Source organism: Phyllobacterium sp. P30BS-XVII, from assembly GCF_014138335.1.
Taxonomy (GTDB): Bacteria; Pseudomonadota; Alphaproteobacteria; order Rhizobiales; family Rhizobiaceae; genus Phyllobacterium; species Phyllobacterium meliloti.
Map to the genome: position 1 here is coordinate 542651 of NZ_JACGXO010000003.1, position 23656 is coordinate 566306.

23 protein-coding genes are annotated in these 23656 nt (G+C 57.3%); 11 read left to right on the forward strand and 12 right to left on the reverse strand.

The annotated features are described in order from the left end of the window. Window positions 1-133 precede the first annotated feature (133 nt). The 4 genes from FHW17_RS11840 to FHW17_RS11855 all read left to right on the forward strand — a co-directional run bounded on the left by FHW17_RS11840 (window position 134) and on the right by FHW17_RS11855 (window position 3192). Window positions 134-1675, forward strand: a complete 1542-nt coding sequence (locus FHW17_RS11840; protein WP_112525061.1) for a cation:proton antiporter — start codon at window positions 134-136, stop codon at window positions 1673-1675. 15 nt (window positions 1676-1690) lie between these two features. After that, window positions 1691-2089, forward strand: coding sequence for a VOC family protein (locus FHW17_RS11845; RefSeq protein ID WP_113094863.1), 399 nt, complete (start codon window positions 1691-1693; stop codon window positions 2087-2089). Between the two features lie 98 nt (window positions 2090-2187). Further along, window positions 2188-2820, forward strand: a complete 633-nt coding sequence (locus tag FHW17_RS11850; protein WP_091881200.1) for a LysE family translocator — start codon at window positions 2188-2190, stop codon at window positions 2818-2820. A gap of 12 nt (window positions 2821-2832) precedes the next feature. Further along, on the forward strand, window positions 2833-3192 hold the full coding sequence (locus tag FHW17_RS11855; RefSeq protein WP_112525119.1) for an SH3 domain-containing protein: 360 nt from the start codon (window positions 2833-2835) through the stop codon (window positions 3190-3192). On the opposite strand, the gene FHW17_RS11860 is transcribed toward FHW17_RS11855, so the two are convergent. The 3 genes from FHW17_RS11860 to purD form a co-directional block, all read right to left on the reverse strand. Further along, the gene (locus tag FHW17_RS11860) at window positions 3189-3626 is read right to left on the reverse strand and encodes a VOC family protein (protein ID WP_113094844.1); all 438 of its coding nucleotides are present in this window, start codon (window positions 3624-3626) and stop codon (window positions 3189-3191) included. The genes FHW17_RS11855 and FHW17_RS11860 overlap by 4 nt on opposite strands. Window positions 3627-3852: 226 nt before the next feature. Next, window positions 3853-5184 carry a TolC family outer membrane protein gene (locus FHW17_RS11865; RefSeq protein ID WP_246706815.1) on the reverse strand — a complete coding sequence of 444 codons (1332 nt, stop codon included), beginning with the start codon at window positions 5182-5184 and terminating at the stop codon, window positions 3853-3855. 164 nt (window positions 5185-5348) lie between these two features. After that, complete coding sequence (gene purD, locus FHW17_RS11870; protein ID WP_182509918.1) at window positions 5349-6632, reverse strand: phosphoribosylamine--glycine ligase; 1284 nt, start codon at window positions 6630-6632, stop codon at window positions 5349-5351. Between the two features lie 405 nt (window positions 6633-7037). On the opposite strand from purD, the gene ubiA reads away from it, so the two are divergent. Then, a complete protein-coding gene (ubiA, locus tag FHW17_RS11875; protein WP_182509919.1) occupies window positions 7038-8048 on the forward strand; it encodes a 4-hydroxybenzoate octaprenyltransferase in 1011 nt (336 codons plus the stop codon). Between the two features lie 4 nt (window positions 8049-8052). Here the strand turns inward: ubiA and FHW17_RS11880 are convergent, their stop codons facing one another. Further along, a complete protein-coding gene (locus FHW17_RS11880) occupies window positions 8053-9345 on the reverse strand; it encodes an aminotransferase class V-fold PLP-dependent enzyme (RefSeq protein ID WP_182509920.1) in 1293 nt (430 codons plus the stop codon). A gap of 90 nt (window positions 9346-9435) precedes the next feature. Beyond that, the gene (locus FHW17_RS11885; RefSeq protein ID WP_182509921.1) at window positions 9436-10008 is read right to left on the reverse strand and encodes a DUF6101 family protein; all 573 of its coding nucleotides are present in this window, start codon (window positions 10006-10008) and stop codon (window positions 9436-9438) included. 318 nt (window positions 10009-10326) lie between these two features. Here FHW17_RS11885 and FHW17_RS11890 point away from each other — a divergent pair, with 318 nt between their 5' ends. Further along, complete coding sequence (locus FHW17_RS11890; RefSeq protein WP_182509922.1) at window positions 10327-11385, forward strand: MerR family transcriptional regulator; 1059 nt, start codon at window positions 10327-10329, stop codon at window positions 11383-11385. On the opposite strand, the gene FHW17_RS11895 is transcribed toward FHW17_RS11890, so the two are convergent. Further along, window positions 11341-12756, reverse strand: a complete 1416-nt coding sequence (locus FHW17_RS11895) for an FAD-binding oxidoreductase (protein WP_182509923.1) — start codon at window positions 12754-12756, stop codon at window positions 11341-11343. The two genes, FHW17_RS11890 and FHW17_RS11895, sit on opposite strands and share 45 nt — an antisense overlap. Beyond that, complete coding sequence (locus FHW17_RS11900) at window positions 12753-13745, reverse strand: L-threonylcarbamoyladenylate synthase (protein ID WP_182509924.1); 993 nt, start codon at window positions 13743-13745, stop codon at window positions 12753-12755. Before FHW17_RS11900 ends, FHW17_RS11895 begins: the two co-directional genes overlap by 4 nt. A 166-nt stretch (window positions 13746-13911) precedes the next feature. Here FHW17_RS11900 and FHW17_RS11905 point away from each other — a divergent pair, with 166 nt between their 5' ends. The 3 genes from FHW17_RS11905 (at window position 13912) to FHW17_RS11915 (ending at window position 15588) form a co-directional block, all read left to right on the forward strand. Then, window positions 13912-14310 carry a hypothetical protein gene (locus FHW17_RS11905; RefSeq protein WP_182509925.1) on the forward strand — a complete coding sequence of 133 codons (399 nt, stop codon included), beginning with the start codon at window positions 13912-13914 and terminating at the stop codon, window positions 14308-14310. A gap of 188 nt (window positions 14311-14498) precedes the next feature. After that, window positions 14499-15290, forward strand: a complete 792-nt coding sequence (locus FHW17_RS11910) for a thioredoxin family protein (protein ID WP_112525123.1) — start codon at window positions 14499-14501, stop codon at window positions 15288-15290. Window positions 15291-15330: 40 nt separating this feature from the next. Then, window positions 15331-15588, forward strand: coding sequence for a hypothetical protein (locus FHW17_RS11915; protein WP_113094851.1), 258 nt, complete (start codon window positions 15331-15333; stop codon window positions 15586-15588). Between the two features lie 41 nt (window positions 15589-15629). Here the strand turns inward: FHW17_RS11915 and glyS are convergent, their stop codons facing one another. From glyS to FHW17_RS11940, 5 genes are all read right to left on the reverse strand, one after another. Then, entirely contained in the window at window positions 15630-17924 is a 2295-nt protein-coding gene (gene glyS / locus FHW17_RS11920; RefSeq protein ID WP_182509926.1) for a glycine--tRNA ligase subunit beta, read from the reverse strand. After that, window positions 17917-18471 (reverse strand): DUF559 domain-containing protein, encoded by a 555-nt coding sequence (locus tag FHW17_RS11925; RefSeq protein ID WP_182509927.1) that lies wholly within the window; start codon window positions 18469-18471, stop codon window positions 17917-17919. The genes glyS and FHW17_RS11925 overlap by 8 nt, the downstream gene beginning before the upstream one ends. 9 nt (window positions 18472-18480) lie before the next feature. Beyond that, entirely contained in the window at window positions 18481-19446 is a 966-nt protein-coding gene (locus tag FHW17_RS11930) for a glycine--tRNA ligase subunit alpha (RefSeq protein ID WP_182509993.1), read from the reverse strand. Window positions 19447-19624: 178 nt separating this feature from the next. Continuing rightward, on the reverse strand, window positions 19625-21436 hold the full coding sequence (locus FHW17_RS11935) for a tetratricopeptide repeat protein (protein WP_182509928.1): 1812 nt from the start codon (window positions 21434-21436) through the stop codon (window positions 19625-19627). A gap of 156 nt (window positions 21437-21592) precedes the next feature. After that, window positions 21593-22609 (reverse strand): polyprenyl synthetase family protein, encoded by a 1017-nt coding sequence (locus FHW17_RS11940; protein WP_112525087.1) that lies wholly within the window; start codon window positions 22607-22609, stop codon window positions 21593-21595. A 200-nt stretch (window positions 22610-22809) separates the two neighbouring features. Between FHW17_RS11940 and FHW17_RS11945 the strand changes: the two genes are divergently transcribed. Continuing rightward, a complete protein-coding gene (locus tag FHW17_RS11945; protein WP_182509929.1) occupies window positions 22810-23385 on the forward strand; it encodes a chorismate mutase in 576 nt (191 codons plus the stop codon). A gap of 48 nt (window positions 23386-23433) precedes the next feature. Further along, window positions 23434-23655 (forward strand): DUF2007 domain-containing protein, encoded by a 222-nt coding sequence (locus FHW17_RS11950; RefSeq protein ID WP_112525125.1) that lies wholly within the window; start codon window positions 23434-23436, stop codon window positions 23653-23655. Window position 23656 lies beyond the last annotated feature (1 nt).

A 23656-nucleotide genomic window follows, 5' to 3' on the forward strand; every position in this document is an offset into this window, starting at 1 on the left:
GCCGCAGATATCCAACACCGCATAACAGCGCTTGTATCCGGACAAACAGCCCCATACCATTTCATCACATCTTGTGTGTTCGCGGTCTGCTGTGGAGCCCACAGATGAGCCGCCTTTAACGGAAAGTCCGCCGATGGCGTTGTTTGAAAACATGCTGGTTCTGATGCTGGTGGCGATCATCTTTCTCCAGCTGTCGAGAAAGCTGGCGGTGCCTTATCCAACGATGCTGGCGGTGGCCGGTGTTATCGTTGCTTCACTGCCATGGGCGCCGGAAATCTCAATTGATCCGCACCTTGCCATGGCGTTGTTCATCGCCCCGGCACTGCTTGACGCGGCCTATGATCTGCCTCCGCGAACGATCCGCCGGGACTGGTTGCCCCTCCTCTCGCTTGCTGTCTGGGTTGTCATCCTCACCACGGCGGCGGTTGCCTGGGTTGGTGTATCATTGGGCGGGTTGCCACTTGCCGCTGCGATCGCACTGGGTGCCATCGTTGCCCCGCCAGATGCAGCAGCTGCAGCCGCCATGCTTGGGCGATTTGCACTGCCGAGGCGCGCTGTCGCGATCCTTCAGGGCGAAAGCCTGCTCAATGACGCCGTATCCCTGCTCATCTTCAGTGCCGCCGTCGGTGTTGCGATTGGCGCGGCGTCGCTCACCAGCCTCATCCCGCAATTGATCATTGCCGTACCGGGCGGACTGATCATCGGTTTTCTCCTTGCCAGAACATCCATGCTGTTCGCGCCGCGACTAGCCGGGACACTGGGTGGAACGCTGTTTGAGTTTGTCGCTGTGTTCGGCACATGGATCATCGCGGAGCGCCTGCACCTGTCGGCAGTCCTTGCTGTCGTCGCCTTTGCCATGACCATTGCCCATTACGTGCCTGCCCGGCAGGCACCGCGCAACCGGCTGCATTCCTATTCCGTCTGGCAAACCTCCGTGTTCCTGCTCAATGTTCTGGCATTCCTGCTGATGGGCCTGCAGGCGCGCACGATCGTTCGCGATCTTGATCCGCAGGAGCTTTCATTTGCGCTGAGCTTCGCAGCGGCGGTTTTTGCGACTGTCGTGGTCGTGCGCGTTGCCTGGGTTCTCGCCTATAATCGCCTTATCCACTATATCAATCCATCGCAGACCCGCTTTCCGCGCCCGCCGCTTGGAATGAGTCTGATCGTATCCTGGTGCGGTATGCGCGGGCTGGTAACGCTTGCCACCGCATTGGCCTTGCCAGCCACATTCCCCTCGCGCGAACTGATTGTCCTGAGCGCCCTTGCCGTTGTTCTGGGATCACTGATCCTGCAAGGCCTGACGCTCGGCCCTCTCATTCGCTTCCTCGGCTTCCCGCCGGATACGTCATTGGAAAAGGATCTCGCCAACGCCCGGCTTGCGCTTATCGATACGGCCCTCTTCGAGCTTAATACACGGGATGATCACGCGGCGGTCAGCCTGCGCGAGTTCTACGAGGAGGAGCGTGATCTCGTGGCAGACGGTCACCATCCCCGCGCCGTCAGCAAGACCGATCAGCTTCGGCTGACCATCATCGCGGCAAAACGGGCCAAGCTGAATATCATGCGGCACAGCGGCATCATTGATGATGACGTTTATCATGCGCTTGAGCAGGATCTCGATTTTGCCGAACTTGCCGCATCACCCCCCGAAAAACTTGAGATCATCGACGGTTAGGAATTGGCCATGCATATGCTCCACCATATTTCGCTGGGTGTTTCCGATATTGAACGCGCGGCTGCATTCTACGACGCGGTGCTTGCCCCGCTCGGATATGTCAGGGTCTGGGAGGATTTACGATCAGGCGAGCCGGATCAGGCCGTTGGCTACGGAAGCCCCGGTGGTGGCGACAAGCTTGCGATCAAGCATCGCCCGAAGGGTCAATGCGCGCCCGGCCCCGGCTTCCACCTGGCATTTTCCGCTCCAAACAAGCTGGCCGTTGACAGCTTCCATGCGGCAGCCCTCGCCCATGGTGGCATTGACAATGGCGCACCGGGCCTGCGGCCCCATTACGGCCCGCATTACTATGCTGCCTTCGTTGTAGACCCGGATGGACATCACATCGAAGCGGTTTTGAATAAGGCGGAATAATTACCGCCAGAACGCAAATGATCCTGACTTGTATGAGGCAGCGTTACGTTGTTTATATTGCGCTTCTCATTCTCGTGGCCTCTTGTCTGGAGCATCCAATGCCATCGACCGAATTGCTGATCGCCTTCTTCCTGACCACAGCGATTTTTGCCTATATTCCCGGCCCCGCAATGCTTTACGCAGCGGCGCAAACCATTGCGCGTGGCCGCTGGTCCGGGCTGATGGCGGCCCTTGGCATTCATCTTGGCGGCTATGTGCATGTGATCGCTGCGGCTGCCGGGTTGTCGGTGCTGTTCCACGCGGTGCCCATGCTTTATCTCGCGGTCAAATTCTGCGGCGCGGCCTATCTGGTCTGGCTCGGCATTTCCCTGTTTCGCGCCAAGGTCAACGGCGATGTAACCATGCCTGACGTCGCGCAGAAATCTGCCCGCCGCGCCTTTTTCGAAAGCATCAGCGTCGAGGTTCTCAACCCGAAGACAGCCATTTTCTTCATGGCATTCCTGCCGCAATTCATCGATGCTTCGGCGGCGTTTCCGGTGTGGCTGCAATTCGTTCTGCTCGGGACCATCGTCAATCTGATGTTCTCTTCCGCCGATCTTGTCTGTGTTTTTCTGGCGGGCGCGGTGATTACACGGCTGAAGCGCTCAAACCACGCACAGCGACTGATGCAACGCGCCGGTGGCACAATATTGGTCGGCCTTGGCGTGCATCTCGCTTTGCAGAAGAGTTAGGAAATGCTTGTCATGCGGAAAGTTGTGACGCTTGGACATGACGCGACATATCCAGATCCGATCACTCTTAAAGTCGGAGATGAAGTGATCCTCACTGGCAAAACGGATTGCTGGGATGGGCATACGTGGCTATGGGCAAAAGGCCCCGACGGCAAAACTGGCTGGCTTCCTGATACGGCGGTTGAGAAAAACTTTCGGGGGCAATCGATTGCTTGCCGCAACTATTCAGCCATGGAACTTACCTGTGCAACCGGTGAAACGGTGTTGATACTGGATGAGACGCACGGTTGGGCATGGTGCCGTTCTCTTAAAGGCATGGAAGGTTGGATACCTCTGCGCAATCTGTCTCCACAAGAGGTCATCGAGAGCTAGTCTCTGCCATCCGGATAAACCGCTGGTCCCTTGATCTCGATCTTGTTGCCGAAGGGATCGCGGATGTAAAATGAGTGCCCCATACCGCGCGCGCCGCCATGCATGGCTTCCCGCTCGATCTCGACCCCATGGCTATGAAGATGCGCCCGCAGGGCATCATGGTCGAACGGCCCCGTTGCGATACAGACATGATCGACATTGCGCCCGCCCGCAACCGGCGGCACGGCGCTTGTCGCGCCGGGATGGGTGATATCCCACAGGACAATCAGGGCCGAGCCGCACCACACCTGCTCCATGCCCAATGCGGGGTAGACATAGCCGGGCTGGCATCCCAAGACATCGTAATAGAATTTCAGGGCAGACGGCATGTCATCGACGAGAAAGACCACATGATCGATCCCCACAAGGGAAAACGGAACATTTGCCGATGACATGAATAATTCCTCCGGTTCTGGTGCGCCCAATAAAGAACGGAAAAACCCGGGTCTGTCACCACCGATCAGATCATTTTGGTGCCTATGCTGACACGAAGCGAATGGTCGCCTCGAGGACCACTAAATCGGCATCGCGCTATCACGTCGTCAACTGACACGCGCGTCACAAATAAAAACCGGAACATCCTTCTCGGGATACTCCGGTTTTTTCCTCTAAAACTGGATTTTAGCGGCCGTCAGGTGTTCTCGTGCCGCCCCACTTGTCCTTCACAGCATCAAAATGCTCTTCCGGCTTGTACTCGGCCACCTGCAGACCAACCTGCCTGGCTGTCAGACGGCCCATCGCGGAGAGAACCTGATAGCTCTGCACAACGCTGTCATGTTCTGCCTGAACCAGTGCGAGCTGGCCGGTAATCACGTCAGCCTGAGCGTTCAGAACATCAAGGGTTGTACGCTGTCCGACCTTGCGCTCTTCGATCACGCCATTGAGTGCGAGCTGTGCGGCAGAAACAACGCTTCTTTGCGCCGTGATCGACGCGCGCGCGGCATCCAGCTGTGCCCATGCGGAAGCAACAGCCTGCCGGACGCTGTCCTCGGACACATTCACTTCGATGCGGCGCTGGCCAAGATTTTCCTTGGACTGGCGAACATTGGCCGCCGTTTTGCCCGCTCCGTAAATAGGTACAGTAACCTTCAGCTGCGCCGAGCCAGAGGTATTGTTGGTTGAGGTGAGCGACGTGCCGTTAAAAATATCTGTCCGGCTGACGGTACCCGTGACACCCGCCTGCGGCAGCAATACACCTTCCCTGACCTTGACCTGATAGCCAGCGACATCCGTGTTCAGCTTGGCAGAGCCAATCGAGGGATGGTTGGCTTCGGCAATCGCATAGGCCTGCTTAAGTGATTTTGGCAAAGATTTTGCCGGTGCGGCAGCCGTCAGCGAGCCCGGAGCGGCACCAACGGTCTGGATATAGGTGGCTTCCGCAATTTTCACATTGGCACGGGCAGTATTGCGGTCATTGACCGCGGTAGCCTGTGATGCCTCCGCCTGTGCAACGTCAGTGCGCGTGCCCTCACCCACATCGAACCGTGCGCGGTTCGACCGCACCTGTTCGCTCAGGAACGCCAGGTTCTTTTCGCGCAAGGCTACGATCTGGCGGTTGAGATACACATCCATATAGGCCTGCACGGCTGCGGCGAGTGTTGTCTGCTCGCTTCCGCGCAAATCTTCACGGGCTGCGAGCACGCCTGTCTCTGCAGCTGCAACATTGTTTTTCGTCTGAAAGCCATCGAAGAGCATCTGATCGACTTCAACGCCTTCGGTGGCCGTGTCGCTTGATGAGCTTTTGCGGCCATCAAGCTTGGTGCGGTTTGCGGTTACACTGGCCTGACCTGTAACAGTCGGGCGATAGCCGGATTTTGCAATCGCTACATTCTCGTCGGTAACCCGCACACCGGCGCGGTTGGCATTCAACGTCGAATTGTTCTGATAGGCCTTGGACATGGCACCGAAAAGATTTTCGGCCATGGAAGGCGTTGCCGTCAGAACCGAAGTCATCAGCAGGATCGCAGTAAGGCTTCGCTTGGCTGTTATGGACACGGTGAATTTCTCCGACAGTTTAAACAGAGGGTACGGCTCAGCGAACCACTCGTTCCGATTTGAAAGAGACATTGCGCTACGAACCGCCGATGTCAATGTTGAAAACCCGATCAACAAAGTTTTTACTGCACTGCACCCTTCTCCCTGATAATGGCACGCCAGCCAATATCGCGCCGGTAAAAGCCTTCTGGCCAGTTAATCCGGGCAATTGCCGCATAGGCAGCATCCTGTGCCTCCTGTACAGTTTTGCCAGTCGATGTGACATTAAGCACACGCCCGCCATTGGCAACGAGTTCACCGTTCTTCTCGGCAGTCCCCGCATGGAAAACCTGAACATTGTCCGATTGGGCCGCATCAACGCCTTTAATGACGCTGCCCTTTTCCGGAGAAGCAGGATAGCCCTTCGCCGCCATGACGACGGTCAGCGCGGGATCGTCATTCCAGCGCACCGACACCTGATCCAGCGCACCGTCAGCGGCAGCCTTCAGCAAAAGCAGCACATCATCCTTCAACCGCAGCATCAGCACCTGCGTTTCCGGATCGCCGAAGCGGGTGTTGTATTCGATCAGTTTCGGGCCATCCCTGGTGATCATCAGTCCGGCAAACAGAACGCCACTGAATGGCGCACCGATCTCAGCCATGCCGCGCATGGTGGGCTCAATCAGTTCGCGCATGGTGCGCTCGATGATTGCCTGCGACATGACAGGCGCCGGTGAATAGGCACCCATGCCGCCAGTATTGGCACCGGTATCGCCATCGCCGACGCGCTTGTGATCCTGCGCCGTGCCGAATGGCAGCGCCGTCTTGCCATCGCAGAGGCAGAAGAAGCTGGCTTCCTCACCATCAAGGAATTCTTCCACCACCACTTCGGCACCGGCGCCGCCGAATGCGCCGTCAAAGCAGGCATCCACCGCATCGAGCGCTTCCTGCACGGTCATGGCAACCACAACGCCCTTGCCCGCCGCAAGACCATCCGCCTTGACCACGATGGGGGCACCCTGTTTTTCCACATAGGCGCGGGCAGCAGCAGCATTGGTAAAGCGGCCATAGGCACCGGTTGGAATATTGAAGCGGGCGCACAGGTCCTTGGTAAAGCCTTTTGAGCCTTCGAGCTGTGCTGCCGCCTTGGACGGGCCAAACACGGAAATACCCGCCGCGCGCAGCTCATCGGCAATCCCCGCAACCAGCGGTGCTTCCGGGCCCACCACGACGAAATCGACACCCTTTTCCTTGCAGAAGGCAATAATGGCCGCATGATCAGCCGGATCAAGCGCCACACATTCAGCCTCGTGCGCAATGCCGGGATTGCCGGGCGCGCAGTAAAGCTTGGTCAGCACGGGGGACGCGGCAATCTTCCACGCCAGAGCATGTTCACGGCCACCGGAACCAATAAGCAAGACGTTCATCGTTTTTCTGCTCCGTGCATAGGGGGTTGCTGTGTCGGTATGGCCTTGAGCGCCGGGGGTCAAGCACGCAATCACAGATTTGCCCGGAAAAGCTGTGGGGGGATGGGTGGTGGTTCGTGGTTCGACATAACAACCATGAGGGAGAGTGAGGATGTAAGGGAGCTAAGTTCTGCAACCTTTGTAATTTGGAATGCTGGCGATTAGCGTTGCATCCCCAATCTCCCTCATGGTGAGCTTGTCGAACCACGGACACTTTTCCGCCAAGTGCTCGCCCCGGTAGTCCGATAAGGCAGAGGGGGTGATTGCCTCGTGCCAATGCTGAAGGTTGGCCTTTCAAACCACCCCAACCCACAATTTCCTGCAATATTTACTTGACTGGCAAAGCGCTCGCTGCAAGGTCACGCCATGACATCAGAAAAAGACATTATCCAGTCAAGCGAAGGCCAAGGCCGCGTTTTCGATGCGCCGTCTGGGCATTGGGTTTATCGGGCGCTTCCCGCATGGCTATGGCCCTATGCGCAATTGGCGCGCTGGGACCGGCCAATCGGCTGGTGGCTGCTGCTTTGGCCCTGCTGGTGGTCCGTTGCGCTGGCTTCAAGCGCGGGAGCCAAGGTCGGCGACAGCGTCTGGTCAATCATCCCCTCACCCTGGCATCTGGCGCTGTTGCTTATTGGCGCGGTAGCCATGCGTGGGGCTGGTTGTACCTATAATGATCTTGCGGATCAGGATATTGACAATCAGGTGGCGCGCACCCGGTCGCGGCCACTGCCTTCGGGTCAGGTGACACGCAAACAGGCGAAAATATTCATCGCCCTGCAAGCGCTTGTCGGCCTGCTGGTGGTTATCCAGTTCAATGGTTTCACCATTCTTCTGTCCATTGCCTCGCTGGTGATTGTCGCCATCTATCCCTTCATGAAACGTTTCACCAACTGGCCGCAGCTGGTGCTGGGTCTTGCCTTTTCCTGGGGCGCACTCGTTGGCTGGTCGGCGCATTTCGGCGCACCCGCAACGCTGAAAGATTTCCTTCCGCCGCTGCTGCTCTATGCCGGGTCTATCCTCTGGGTGATCGGCTATGACACCATCTACGCGCATCAGGACAAGGAAGACGACGCGCTGGTCGGTGTGGGTTCAACCGCAAGACTGTTCGGCAGCCGTACCCGCGAGGCGCTGATGGTGCTGTATGGTGGCGCGCTCGTGCTGTTCCTCTGGGCCTTTGCCATGGCGGAAGTGCCGATGCCTGCCGTCGCTGGCCTTCTGGCGGCAGGCGCGCATATGTATCGCCAGATCATGGTGCTGGACATTGACGACCCCGCACAATGTCTGCGCCTGTTCCATTCAAACAAGGTCGTCGGCTGGCTGATCTTTGCCGGACTGGTGCTTGGCGCGCTGTGGACGGTGGTGAAGCCGTTCTTCTAGCCTGTCAGGTCGAACTGATAGCACCCAGCCCCTCGACCAACCGGTCAAGTTCCGCTTCGGTCGTGTAGAGCGCTGGCGACACACGCAGGCATTGGCCCTTGGTTATCCCCGCGCGGCGCACCGTCAGCACGCGGTGCTTGTCGCGCAATGCCGTCATCAGGGCCGTGTTGTCATCCTTGCTGATTTTGCCCTTGATGCGGAACGAGGTGATCCCCGCATGCATGGTGTCATCGTCAGGCGTGAGGATTTCGATGCTTTCAATGGCCCGAACCTTGTTCACCCAGTAATTGCGAAGATGGGTCAGACGCGCCTGCTTGCGTTTTGAACTGATCATCTCGTGCAGATCAAGCGCAGCGGGTACCGTCAGGGTCGCGGCAAAATTGGTTGTGCCGGTGTGAACGCGCGAACGGATATCATCCTTTGGCCAGTCTTCATCGGCCAGATCCCGGTCAATATCGGCGAGCCTTTCCTTGCGGATATAGAAAAAGCCCATGCCAACAGGTGCGCCGATCCATTTGTGCAAGTTGAAACCGACGAAATCCGCACCCAGATCAGCGACCTTGAAATCCATCTGCCCCCATGAATGGGCGGCATCAACAACCACATCCACGCCGCGGGCGCGCGCCATGTCGGCAATCTCGCGAATGGGCATGACAAGACCTGTCCGGTGGGACAAATGCGTCAAGAGCAGGAGTTTCGCCTTCGGGTTTGCTTCCAGCACCGCGCGATAGGCGTCAAGCACGGCTTCCCGCGTTGCGGGTTCGGGTATGGCGAAGGTCTTGACCTCAACACCGCGACGGCTGGCCAGCGCATTCATGGCATATTGCATGGAATCATAGTCAAGGTCGGAATAGATCACGCTATCGCCCGGCTGCAGCCTGTTATAGCCAGTGATCAGCTTTTGCAGGGCTTCGGTCGCGCCGCGTGTCAGTGCGATCTCTTCCGGTGCCGCGCCAACTGCCGCCGCAACGCGGTTGCGCACGTCCTCGGCATCCTTGCTGAAAACATTGCGCGCATAAACGGTGTTCTGCCTGTTCACACGCTGGGTATTTTCCAGGTAGGCCTGCAGAACTGGCCGGGCCATAATGCCCCAATAGCCGTTCTCGAGATTAGCGATGGAACGCTCGACATCGTAGAGATCGCCAACCGCCGCCCAATAGGACTGATCGGTTGCAATGGCCATGTCATTGGCGGCTGGAAGCATAGTGGTTTCCGCTGCGGATGCATTGACTGCTGTTGCGGCGAGCGCGGTCACAGCGCTGCCGATCAGAAAATGACGACGTTCAATACCCGACATCGAAGAGCCCCCTCATACAGTGTTGCCTGGGTTTCTGATTAGGACCCTAATGTCACAACTGCATGAAGGAAATCACCGATTGAATATTCGTTAGCGTCTGCCCGAGCTGATGATTTCTTCACCGCCCACGACGAGGCGCAGACCGAGATCACCCATCTTGCGGCGGGCGAGAAAGCGTGGACGGCGGCGGCGCGGTTCCCGTCCCTGACGGCGTTCTTTCGGTTCCGCCACGGCCACCGGCCCAATGCTCTGTTCAAGCTGACGGGCTTCGCCGTCTTCCTCGACAAGCATCATCGGCAGTTTGAAAAGCGAAGACCAGGCGCGCCAATCCGCAGCAATGTCGTTGAGATCATGCGCCACCAGCAAGGGCACTGAAAGGTGCGGATCGCTATGCATCAGCTCAAGCGTCACGGTGATGTCGCCAAGCTCGTCCTCGGCGGCACGGGCCGTGACCCCCTGAAAGGCACAGGCTGGCAGAGCCAGCGAGATGGGCAGGTTGCTGTTTGGCAGCACCCGCTTGACCACCGCGCCCCGCTCATGCAGCGAGAAGGTGATATCGCCGCGATCATCGCGCGTGGCGTAGGTTACGGTCTGTGGCAGGTGGAATGGGTCGAGCCTGAATTCCTGGCCTGCCCAAACCGGCTTTGCTCCGGCTTTTTTCATGTGACGCCTTCTGTCGATCCTGAGAGCCGGTTTTCCGGTCTTCTCTTTTGTATTTCCCTGTAGAGCGGACCAATTTTTTCTGGTCTCGTATGGGGAAACAATAGGCGCCAATCCCCCCGGTTCCGCTTAACGAACGCGGTTAATCAATTCTCATCGCGGGGAATGGTTATCGAAATTCGACCATCGGTAAGGTTTCGAAAAGAGAGATAAACAAAACACTGACAGAGCATAAACTGCCGGTTTGTGTGAGCCTGCTCTTGACCCGGCCCTTGGGGCTGCCCCGATAAGGAGAGCGGTCAACAACGAACGAGGTGAGTCGTGAATTCTTCCGCACAGTTCCTGAACCCTTCCGAAGCAGCACGACGCCTCGGCGTTTCCACCAAGGCACTTCGCCTTTACGAGCAACGGGGCCTGATCGCTCCTGTCCGCACGGAAGCAGGATGGAGGACATATGGTCCGGTTCAGATGGCACGGGCTGGCGAGATCGCTGCCCTGCGCCAACTGGGTTTAAGCCTCGCGCAGATAGCGAGGGTTCTCAAAGGCGATCGGCAAGCTCTGGAACCGGCATTAACAGCACATCAGGCAGTGCTCCAAAGGCAGCTACACCATCTCGCCGGTACGATTGAAAAAGTATCCGCTATGCGAACGAATATTGCCGCTGGCCGCACGCCTGATACTGCAGAGTTGGTTCAACTGATCCGCCCTGCCCCGAAAATCGAAGTTTCATTCGATCTGCCATGGCCGTGGGGTGGTGAACAATTTGCGTTGTCCGATATCCGGACATTGAACTACATTATTGGCCCGCTCGGCAGCGGCAAGACAAAGCTGGCGCTTGCCATAGCCAAAGCTTTGCCGAACGCAGAATTCATCGGGTTGGACAGGTCGGCAGATGGTGTCGCGGAAACTCACCCCGTCCTCAAACAACGTGTAGACGGGATTGTAGCGTGGCTTGTCGAGGATGGTGCCACGGCGTCACAGGCTTTGACCGCACTTCTCGTTGCAATGGAGACTTCCGCCGCCGCCATGCTGGTGATCGACATGGTGGAACAGGGGCTGGATCAGGCAACACAAGAAGCTCTTAGCGCTTATCTCAAACGGCGCGGCCCCGATGCCAAACCGCTGTTCCTGATGACGCGCTCCAGTGTGATTCTGGATCTGGCTGCTGTTGGCGGTGATGAAACCATCATCTTCTGCCCCGCCAATCACAGCCCGCCCATATGTGTGGCTCCTTATACGGGCGCGCCCGGATATGAGGCCGTTGCCACCTGTCTGGCGTCACCCGACGTGCGGGCGCGAACCGAAGGCGTCATTGCATGGCGACCGCAAAGGCGGTCAGATCACCTTGCCGGGGTTCATGATGCCAGCAGGATCAAATGATGTCTTGATCCGGCGCATCAGATCGAGCGCCACGGGTGACTTGGTTTCCGACAGTTCCTTGCGCTTCAGCTGGCCAATGCCATGTTCGGCAGAGATTGACCCCTTATAGGCGCGGACAATGCCATGAACACGCGCATTCACCTCGCCCCAGCGCGCAAGGAAGGCTTCCTTGTCAGCGCCCTTGGGCTGGGTGATATTATAGTGCAGGTTGCCATCGCCCATGTGCCCGAAGGAAACAATGCGGGCACCGGGGATCATTTCGAGCACCGCTGCATCGGCCTCGGTAATGAATTCGGGGATGCGCGCCACCGGCACGGAAATGTCGTGCTTGATCGAGCCGCCCTCGGGTTTCTGTGCCATCGACATGGCTTCGCGCATATGCCAGAAGGATTTTTCCTGCGCGGTGCTGTCGGCAATCGTCGCATCTTCCACCAGTCCGGCTTCAAAACCTTCCGTCAGAATAGCCTCAATCGTTTCGCGCGCGTCTTCAGCCGAGCGTGATGAGGAAATATCAATCAGCACATACCAGTTGTGTACGCCCTGAAGCGGATCGCGCACGCCTTCCGTATGGGCGACGGAAAACTCGACGCCAACGCGCGGCATCAGTTCAAAACCGGTCAGCGACGCGCCCGCATGGCTTTGCGCCAATGCCAGCAGTTTCAGCGCATCATCGGGGCTGTTCAGCCCGACATAGGCCACACCTTTGCCTTTGGGCAGGGGAAACAGTTTCAATACGGCAGCGGTGATGACGCCAAGCGTGCCTTCCGCACCGACAAACAGGTCCTTCAGATCATAGCCTGTATTGTCTTTCTTGACGTAGCGCAGATCATTGAGCACCTCGCCTGTTGGCAAAACCACTTCGACGCCGAGGCAAAGCTCGCGCGTATTGCCATAGGCAAGCACAGCCGTGCCGCCCGCATTGGACGAAAGGTTGCCGCCAATCTGGCAGGAGCCTTCCGAGCCCAGCGACAGCGGAAACAGGCGTCCCGCCTTTTCCGCTGCTTCCTGCACTTTTTGCAGGACAACGCCGGCCTCGACAATCATCAGATTGCCCGATGGTTCAACGGAGCGGATTTTGTTGAGGCGCGACAGGGACAGGATGACCTGCTCGCCTGACGCATCGGGCATCTGGCCGCCGACGAGGCCGGTATTGCCGCCCTGCGGGACAATGGCTGTACCGGTTTCGGTCGCGAGCTTCAGAATGGCCGAGACTTCTTCCACTTCCGACGGGCGCAGGACCAGCGTCGTCTTGCCGCCGAATTTCTCACGCGGTTCAATCAGATAGGGTTCGATGTCATGCGCATCGCGCAGGGCATTCTTCTCGCCGACAATGGATATAAAGCGGGCAGCAAGTTCCGGCGTCAGGGTCATTTGATCTGTTCCAACTCTTCAATGGGAGGCACACGCGGCGCAGCGGCGCGGACAAGGCGGTCATTGATGGCTTCGCCCAGTCCGGTGAAAGGGATTGGCTCGACGGCAATCACTGCGCCGCCAAGACGGTCGAGGCGCTTCATGTAATCAAAAAGATTGGTGGCGGCCTCGCGCAGATTACCCGTCTCGCTGAGGTTGAGACGGGCGCTTGCCTTGTGTGCATCGGCGGCACGTTCAGGACCAAATGCCAGCAGTGCCTCGCCATCACGCACCTCATGCACATTGAGCCGCACTCCGGCTGACGGGGCATAGTGTGAGGCCATCATACCCGGCGCTTGAATAGCCGCGCGCTGGTCCATGCGCTGCAAGGAATGGCCAATCAGGGTTTCGATGTCTTCCGCCGCAAGGCCGCCCGGACGAAGCAGCAGAACCGCGTCACCATCCACCTTGAGAATGGTCGATTCCAGCCCGACTTCCGAAGGTCCGGCATCAAGGATCAGCGCGATCTTTTCCCCCAGATCATCCGCGACGGCCTGTGCGCTGGTGCCGCTGATCTTGCCCGATGTATTGGCACTGGGTGCGGCCAGCGGATGGCCAAGCGCCGCAATGATCTTTCCGGCGATACCGCGCGGCATACGCAGCGCCACCGTGTCGAGACCTGCCGCAACCAGTGGATGAATATGGGTATCAGGGCGCAGCGGCAAGACCAATGTCAGCGGGCCGGGCCAGAACGCATCCATCAATTTGCGCGAGAGTGCATCAATGACCGCATAGCGCTCCGCCATGGCGATATCCGAGACATGGCAGATCAGCGGGTTGAAATGCGGCCTGCCCTTCGCCTCGAATATACCGGCAACGGCATCGCCATTCGTGGCATCCGCTGCAAGGCCGTAGACAGTCTCGGTCGGGATGGCGACGAGCTTGCCCGCAGCCAGCGTCTGGGCTGCCTGCAAAATTGCCTGCTCATCTGATGCTATTGTCTCGGCCAAGGGCACATCTCCGATAGAGCGCATTGCCTACACGATGGGCGGGGCCTGCCGCAAGCCTGTGCTGATGAACTCACCATATGAGGTGATGCGTAAAATTGAATCCAACCATGGTGGGAATTGGCAAGGATTGGCTGGTAAAGCTGGGTGGATCACAAGGATAGAGCCCATGTTCCGCCGTTTGCTTGCCCTCACTGCTGCTGCCTTTCTTACACCGGTCATTGCGCATGCGGGCGACTCGATCAGGCTCAAAGGCCCATCAGCCCGGCCAAACTCGGTTTCCTATATCGGCTATGACAGTTTCGATGTCGACGGAAACCCGGTTTGTACGCCCTGCATCGAGCAGAAAGCTGCGGAAGCCGCCAAGCTCAAGGCCTATCTGGAGCGGCGCGAACGTTCGCGTCAATATATGGCCCGCCTGCAGGGCAATGGACCCAAACCAGACGCTCTTGTCACGGCGGCGAATGCAGCAACATTGCCGTCGGAAACGGATGCTCCCGTCGCGCAGCCTCCCGCAGGCCCGATTGCGGATATCGGGGCAACACCCCTGCGCGCCACCATCCAATAGGCCATATTTTCTGAACGTCCCTGAAACGCTGATCGTTCCGGCGGCCGGATATCCAGCTGTCTTGACGAACCGTCTTTTCCGTTGTATTTAACCAATAAGTTATTTAACTATTTGGTAATATACAAATGACGCAGGAACCGCCCAAGACACGGGGCAAAAATCAACCCGATACGAATACGGAGGATACAATGCCCAATCATCTGACCGTTACGCGTGACGAATGGCTTCAGGCGCGCACAGCCCTTCTGGCCAAGGAAAAAGCCTTCACCAAGATGCGCGATGAACTGAGTGCAGAACGGCAGGCACTACCGTGGGTGAAAGTGGAAAAGGAATATATCTTCGACGGCCCTTCAGGAAAAATGTCGTTGGCTGACCTTTTCAATGGCCGCAGTCAGCTTTTCATCAAACATTTCATGATGGGTCCGGGTCAGGCGCAGCAATGTGTCGGCTGCTCGCTCGAAGTGGATCATTTGAAGGGCATTCTCGTCCACCTGCAAAACCATGACGTGTCCTATGTTGCTGTGGCACGCGCACCCATTCAGGAGATCAACAATGTGCGTCGGCGCATGGGTTGGGAATTTCCCTGGGTCTCGTCCTACAACAATGACTTCAACTATGATTTCAACGTATCGTTCCACCCGCAGGAGCTTGCCACGGGCAAGGTCTATTACAATTACCGGCTGGCTGATATCGGCATGACCGATCTTTCCGGTGACAGCATTTTCTACAGGGATGATGACGGTACGATCTATCACACCTACTCGACCTTCAACCGTGGCGGCGAGCAATTTCTGGGTGTTTATGGTTTTCTCGATGTCATGCCGAAGGGCCGCAACGAAACCGGGCCCAATCATTCGCTCGGCGACTGGGTGCGCCCGCACAACATGTATGGCAAGGGCGGCGTTGTCGAAGCCTCCGGTCGCTATCATCCGGTGGCTGAGGATTGCGGCTGCTCGTCCCAGAGCAAAGAAACCGTTTGAGCAATATGTGGAGAAACCGCCCTTGTGCTGCGCAATCGGAATGCTGATTATCGCCGCCATGACCGCATGGCGGCGCGGGCTTAAAGCGGTGAAAGACTGGCGACCGGTCGCACGGCAAGCGGCAATCCACGCCGCATTGGCAACGCTGCTGATCAGTGGCTCGGCGCTGGCAGCACACCACTACAATCACTACGCCACGCGCGCGCAGGCAAATGAGCGCAGCGTGCTGGCCGAAATTCTGGCGCAGCCAATCTGCACCACGCAAATGGCAGAGACCGTGACAGCAGCGATGAACTGACAGAAAAACAAAGGCGCGAAGTTCTCGCGCCTTTGCCTTGATTATCCGGCGATTTTGGAGAAATCCGCAACCGTGTTGGTTGCCGTCCGGATACGTGCAAGCAGAGCAAGCCGATTGGTCCGGATTGCGGGATTCTCGTCATTAACCAGCACTTCTTCAAAAAATGAATCAACCGGTTCACGCAAAGCACTAAGCGCAATCATCGCCCCGGAAAAGTCCTGCTTTTGAATCGCTTGCGCGGCATCCTTCTCAGCCTGATTGATCGCAGCAAAGAGCTTCTTTTCCACATCGACCGCAAACAGAGCTTCATCAACCTTGTCCGCGACGACTGTGCCCTTCTTCTCTTCGGCGCTCAGGATGTTGGCCGCACGCTTGGTGCCCGCCAGCAGGTTCTTGCCCTCTTCCGAATTGAGATAGACCACCAGCGCCTCGACGCGGCGGGCGATCAGGAGGAGATTATCAGCATCATCCGTGAGGACAGCATCAATCAGATCGTGGCGCGCGCCAAGATCGCGCAGATGCACTTTCAGCCGTTCGTGGAAAAACGCGAGGAGATCAAGCAGAACCGGCCGCGCACTTTGTGCAACTTCGGTGCGCACGCGCTTTTCGAAACCGGAAATTGCATTGGTGACATCTTCCTCGCCATCCACATCGCCTGAGTTCTGCGCGGCCTGAAGCGCTTCGTAGCGCTCGACGTGCTTTTCAATTGTCGCTTCGCGCTGTTGTGCAAATGCGGACTGGAACACTGGCAGAAGCTCTATCTGCCAGTCGCTTGAAAGCAGCAGACGAATGACGCCAAGGGCAGCCCGGCGCAACGCAAACGGGTCCTTGGAGCCAGTCGGCTTTTCGTCAATAGCCCAGAATCCAACCAGTGTGTCGAGCTTGTCCGCAAGCGCGACAGCGACCGAAACGGGATCGCTGGGCACCGTATCGGATGGTCCCTGCGGCTTGTAATGATCCTCGATTGCGGCGGCAACCGACGGATGCTCGTTCTGGAGCACAGCATATTTGCGACCCATACCACCCTGCAGTTCCGGGAACTCGCCAACGATCTCCGTCGTCAGATCAGCCTTGGCCAGCACGGCAGCACGCGCTGCCCGAGCAGGATCAGCCCCCACCAGAGTTGCGATCTCACGGGCCAGCACCTTGATGCGTGTGACCCGCTCGCCCTGCGAGCCGAGCTTGGCATGGAAGGTGACATTGAGTGCGTCAAGCCTGGCCATACGCTGGTCGAGCGGCTTTTTCAGATCAAGATCAAAGCGGATCGCTGCGGCGGCAAGCTTCTCCATGTCAGGCAGATCATGCTGATCGGTCGTCCAGAAATACAGGGCATCGGAAAGCCGTGCGCGGACAACCTTGCCATTGCCATAGGCGATCTCTTTCCCGCCATCGCTGGCTTCGATATTGGCAACGAGGATGAACTTGTTGGACAATTTGTCCGTCTCATCTGGTTTGCGGGTCACAAAGCATTTCTGGTTTGTCTTGATGGTCAGGCGGATAATCTCAGGCGGAATGACGAGAAACTCTTCCTCAAAATCACCCATAAGCACGACGGGCCATTCAACAAGACCCGAAACCTCCTCGAGCAGGCCCTCATCCTCGACCAGTTCAAGCCCTGAGGCAAAAGCAATGTTCTGCGCGTCAGCGAGAATGATCTCCTTGCGGCGGTCGGCATCTAGCACGACCTTGGCCTTTTCCAGCTTGGCGACATAATCGTCAAAGCGGCGCACGGTAATCGGCTTGTTATCGCTGAGGAAGCGATGACCATAGGTAACATTGCCGGAACGCACGCCACTGATTTCAAAATCAACGACAACAGGCTCTTCGGTTTCGCCGCCAAACATGCAGACAATCGACTGGAGCGGACGCACCCAGCGCAAACTGCCTGCTTTGGCCGAGGCTGCACCCCAGCGCATGGATTTTGGCCAGGGGAATTCACGAATGATTTTTGGCAGGAGTTCCGCGATGATCTCTTCGGCTGGGCGGCCCGGTTTGGTCAGATGGGCGACGTAAAAATCACCCTTCTTCGGATCGGTATGGACATGCGCCTGCGCGATATCGGTCAAACCTGCGGAACGCAAGAAACCTGCAATTGCGGCTTCCGGTGCGCTGACGCTCGGACCTTTGCGGTCTTCGTGTACATCCTTCGAGCGTGCCGTCAGCCCGCGAATATCCAGCGTCAGGCGACGCGGCGTCCAATATTCACCAGCGGCTTCATAGGTCAGGCCAGCTTCAACCAGACCATCGGTGACGAGCTTCTTCAGATCACCGGCAGCCTTGCGCTGCATGCGGGCCGGGATTTCTTCCGAGCGGAGTTCGAGCAAAAGATCAGGCATATTGGCTCCTACCCTCAATGGGGGTCCAAATTTCGGGGGAGATGAATTTCTTTAGCAGAGGCTTATCACCCCCACCCGCACCTTCGGTGCGACCTCCCCCATCAAAGGGGGAGGTGGTGACGCCATTGCCATCTACACCCTCCCCTCGATGGGGAGGGTCGGACCGCAGGTCCGGGGTGGGGTGAAGAACCCTTTGTTCCTGCACCACGGCATGAATGGTATCGAGCACACTATCCAGTTCGCTGCGAATTTCATGAGTCCAAAACCGCAATACGCGATAGCCGTTTTGTCCCAACCATGCGGTTTTTTTTGCGTCATGGCGGCGTTGGGACTCCAGCCCGTGCTGAAATCCGTCCACCTCAATCACCAATTTCAAACGATGCGATAGAAAATCAGCGCAATAGGGTCCAATCGGCGCTTGCCGTCGAAAGTGAGACCCTTCCAAAGGAATACACCAAAGGTGCCGCCAAAGTTTTCTTTCTTCGTCGGTCATCGCCGTTCGCAACTTACGGGCAGAGGCTGTTTTGAAGCTCGAAATATCCGGCATCGCGACTACTCACACGCCACTCGGCTTACCAGCAGCACTACCTCCATCGGCAGGAAGGTAGTTTATGCCGCCGGCTTCGGTCAAAAGGAATGCCTCACCGCATTGCCGGGCGAGATTGCGCACCCGCAGAATATAGCTTTGCCGTTCCGTCACCGAGATCACACCGCGCGCGTCAAGAAGATTGAAAGCGTGTGAAGCCTTGATGCACTGGTCATAGGCAGGCAGGACCATCTTATGCATCGGGCTATTGTCGCCATCCTTCGGCGCACCGGCGCGCAGCAGCGCCGCGCATTCGGCTTCCGCATCCTCGAAATGCCGCAGCAGGACCGATGTATTGGCGTGCTCAAAATTGTGCCTGGAATATTCCTGCTCAGCCTGCAGGAAGACATCGCCATACGTAACCTTTTCATCGCCCTCAAGGCCGTTGAAATTGAGGTCATAAATACTGTCGACGCCCTGAATGTACATCGCAAGGCGCTCCAGACCAATTGTCAGTTCACCGGATACCGGCGTGCATTCAATACCGCAAACCTGCTGGAAATAGGTGAACTGCGAGACTTCCATGCCGTCGCACCAGCATTCCCAACCCAGACCCCAGGCACCCAGCGTCGGGCTTTCCCAGTCGTCCTCGACGAAGCGGATGTCATGCAACAGCGGATCAAGCCCGATTGCCCGCAGCGAACCAAGATAAAGTTCCTGCAAATTGGGCGGCGAAGGCTTCATGATCACCTGATACTGGTAATAATGCTGCAACCGGTTGGGGTTTTCACCATAACGGCCATCCTTCGGGCGGCGTGATGGCTGCACATAGGCAGCTTTCCACGGCTTGGGCCCGAGCGAGCGCAATGTCGTCGCCGGATGGAACGTACCCGCGCCAACTTCCATGTCATAGGGTTGCAGGATGACACAACCCTGCTGTGCCCAGTAATTATGGAGCGTCAGGATGAGACCCTGAAAGGAGCGGGTCGGGTGCATATGATCGGGCAATGGAACGGTCACCGGTCAGGCCTTTTTGACGAACGGAAATGGAGTGCCCGTCCTAAGGCGTGCGGTCTGGCCGGTCAAGAGAAAGGAAGTCCTGGCAGCAGCTTTCGCAGCACCCGCAACGGGAAGAAGTGCAAGGATGCCAGCGCATCCCTGCTTTCAATGCGTATCAACCCTTATTGCCGGGAACCGGCGCAGGCGGCATCGGTTCGGGCGCAGGCGGCGCCTTTGGAGCCTCACCGCCATTCTTGGCAACGCCCGGGTCCTTCTCATCGGGAAGGCCGTTCTTCAGCTTTGCCTCGATCTTGACCAGATCTTCCGGTTCCGGCTTGGAATCGCGTGCATGGGCCCACTGGAACGTAGCCTCCAGCTTGCGCCCGGCCCGCCAATAAGCATCGCCCAGATGGTCATTGATGGTCGCATCCTCAGGCCGCAATTTCACAGCCTGTTCCAGCTGGATCACGGCATCCTTGAAATTGCCAAGGCGATAATAGGCCCAGCCAAGCGAGTCGACGATGTACCCATCCTGCGGACGCGATGCGACGGCCTTCTTGATCAGGTCCAGTCCCTGCTCCAGTTTGACGTTCATGTCGATCCATGAATAGCCGAGATAGTTCTGCACCTGCGGCTGATCCGGGAAAAGCTCAAGCGCCTTGGTGAAATTCGGCTCTGCCTTGTCCCACTGCTTCAGCCGCTCGTAGGAAATGCCGCGCTGATAAAAGATCATCCAGTCATTGCGCTCGGGCTTCTCGATAGCCGCAACTGCCTTGTCATAGGTTTCGGCAGCCTTGGCGTAGTTTTTGTCCTGCGCGTAAATACTGCCAATGGCAAGATATGTACGGATATCCTTCGGATCGGCAGCCAGAAGACCGTTGAGATGCGTGATCGCTTCGTCATTGCGCTTCAGGATGGCAAGGTTGATGGCAATCTGCATTTCCGCATCACGGCTATAGGCCGAGTCAGCTGGAATGCGCTTGAAGTATTCGACGGCTTTCTCGGGCTGTTCAAGCTTGGCGTTGATATCGCCAATCTGGAAAAGCGTCGCGTCATGTTCCGGGCGCAGCGGCAGCGACATTTGCAGATAGAGTTTGGAGAACGCTTCCGCGCCACCGCGATTGATAGCCGTCGCGAGTGTATAGAGCACTTCCGCGGCACCCTGTTGCGGCGTCTGCACCAATGGCTTGACCGCTTTGGCCGCCGAAAGCTGCTTGCCGAATTCAGCCAGAACCATGCGTCCGGAAAGAGCTTCCGATGCATCCTTGATCATGGATTCCGCACCTGCCTTGTCGCCATTGCGCACCTTGAAAGAGGCATAGGCCTGAACCAGCCGCTCATAGGTATCAGGCGCAGCCGCAAGGCTGGGGCGGTCATCAAGCGCGCTCTGATAGAAAGCCGCAGCCTTGTCCTTCTGTCCGGCCATATCGGCAATGAGCGCAGAGTTGTAAATCTTGAACAGCGCAAAGCCATCCGGCCCCTGCAGCTTGCTGATCATGGCCAGCGCTTCATTGGGCTTGCCTGCCCCGGCCTTGGCCCAGGCCGAAACCAATCCCGTGATCATTTTGTCGAGATCGGACTGCAGCGACAGCATCATCAGGGTATCGACCTTCTGATACTGCTTCTTGTTCATCGCATCGATGCCAAGTGCCAGACGCGAAAAGCGTTCGATCTCCGGAACGGATTTCAACTCTTCGGCAATCGGCAAAGCTTCCTTGAACTGGCCATCGGTCAAAAGCACAAGGAGAAGGCTCTGGCGCAGTTCCTGGTTCTTCGGGTCATAGGCAAGAGCCTGCCGGTAAAAGGAAATGGCGCTGTCGAAGTCATTGCTGCGCTCAGCGGTGCGGGCCGAGAGAAAAGCACCTGACAATGAACCGGTTGCTAAAATGGGATCTTTACCGGCAGAAGCGGGTGCGGGAGCGACACCGATGGCCAAGGCAGCGAGTGTTGCGCCCATAACGGAGCCAAGCAATTTACTGCGCTGCATGTGCAAAATCCCTCTTCATTGTCGTCATTATGAAATGATTGCCCGAATCCTCAAGAAAAGCATGGCCTTTTTACGGTCCTCGCTCAAGTTTGATCGAAAGAATTCGAGGCAGGCCCGCAGCGCTTCAGAGCGTGGCGGGATTTCATCCAAGATTTATCAATTAACCCGGCTGATACAAAAATCGATGACTTCCAGAAGCGCATCCTTCTGCGGCGACTGGTCAAGCGGGGCCAGTGCATCGCGGGCAATGCCGCCAAAATGCCGGGCACGCTGAATTGTGTCGCTGAGCGCTCCGTAGCGCGTCATCAGGCCCTTTGCCTTTTCCAGCGCCTTGTCATCATTGGCACCGTTTTCAAGGGCCTGTTTCCAGAACAGGCGCTCTTCTGCCGTGCCACGGCGATAGGTCAGGATAATTGGCAGGGTAATCTTGCCTTCGCGGAAATCATCGCCGGTATTCTTGCCGAGATCCTTGGCATTGCCGCCATAATCCAGCGCATCATCAACCAGCTGGAAGGCAAGACCGAGATTGAGACCATAGGAGCGCAGTGCCTGGCGGTCCGTGCGCGAGGTGGACGCGATGATCGGACCAACTTCGGCAGCCGCTGAAAACAGCGCCGCGGTCTTGGCCTTGATAACAGCCAGATATTCATCTTCAGTTGTTTCGAGATTTTTTGCAGCTGCAAGCTGCATGACTTCGCCCTCGGCAATCACTGAAGCGGAGGTTGCCAAAACGTCAAGCGCTTCGAGCGAGCCAACATCCACCATCATCTTGAAGGCCTGACCCAGCAGGAAATCGCCAACCAGAACACTGGCCTGATTGCCCCAGATCATGCGGGCCGTGCTCTTGCCACGGCGCAGATCGCTCTCGTCAACCACATCATCGTGCAGCAGCGTTGCCGTGTGCATGAATTCGACGCTGGTGGCGAGTTTGACGTGTCCATCGCCCTGATAACCGAACATGCGGGCTGCGGCGAGCGTGATCATCGGGCGCAGGCGCTTGCCGCCTGATGAGATCAGATGGTTCGCCACTTCGGGAATCATCTCGACGTCAGAACCTGCCTTGGACAGGATCAATTCGTTCACCCTGGCCATGTCCGCCTTGGTGAGATCGACCAGCGGTTGCACTGATCCCGTGCTGTTCTTCTTATCGTCCAGACTGACAACAACGCCCAAAACGAAACTCCTAAACTTCTCGCGTAATGCGGCGACACCTTATTTTGACAGGCTATAACCCGCAAGCGGCGAATTGGCGCGCAGAAATGGCACGGGTTACAAATTCGTGATAGGGCATCGCTATAACCTCTACGAACATTGTCCACCAGTCGATGTAATGCAGATGGGGTGACCATCCTGATTTTGAAAGGATTCTTTTCATGAAAATCGCAACTTACAGCTTGATCGCTCTTGTTCTGGCACTGCCGAGCATCCCCGCTTTTGCCCAAACGCCATCTTTTGACGCACTTGCACAGGCGGTCGCCGGACGGTTGCAATTTGCCGACAAGGTTGCCCTGTCAAAATGGGATAGCGGCAAGCCGGTTGAGGACAAGGAGCAGGAAGCAAAGGTTATTGCAGGCGTGGCAGCGCTGCCCAATGCGGAAAAACTCGACCCGGCCCTTATCCAAACCTTCTTCGCCAATCAGATCGAAGCCAACAAGCTTGTCCAATATGAGCTTCTGGCCGAATGGCACCGCAATGGCGAGGCTCCGAAAACCGAAAGACCCGATCTGGTCAAGGAAATCCGCCCTACCCTTGCCCGCTATACGGAAACCCTTGTCCATGAACTGGAAGTCGTCTCCAGCCTGCGGGGCAGCAAGGATTGCCCTGCCGATCTGGCGAAGGCGGCTGGCAATGTGGTGAAGGCGCAAAAGCTTGATGTGCTTCACGCAATCGCACTTGATCGGGCACTGGCAGGTATATGTGCCGCCGATACAGCTGTAAAAAAACAATAAGGAGACTATATAAGAATCCTCGTAACCCCGAACGGAATGGGCACCTTCATGATCGAAATCATGCGCACGAACGACCCGGTGCTGATCTCCTTTGTCGAATCATTGTTGAAGGATGCGCGTATCAGCCATTTTATTGCGGATTCCAATATGAGCATCCTGGAAGGCTCCGTCGGTATCATCGCACGCCGCGTGCTTGTTGATGCCGACCGCGAAGAGGAAGCCCGCAAGCTGTTGAAAGATGCATGCCTTGAACGCGAGCTGCGCGGCTGAT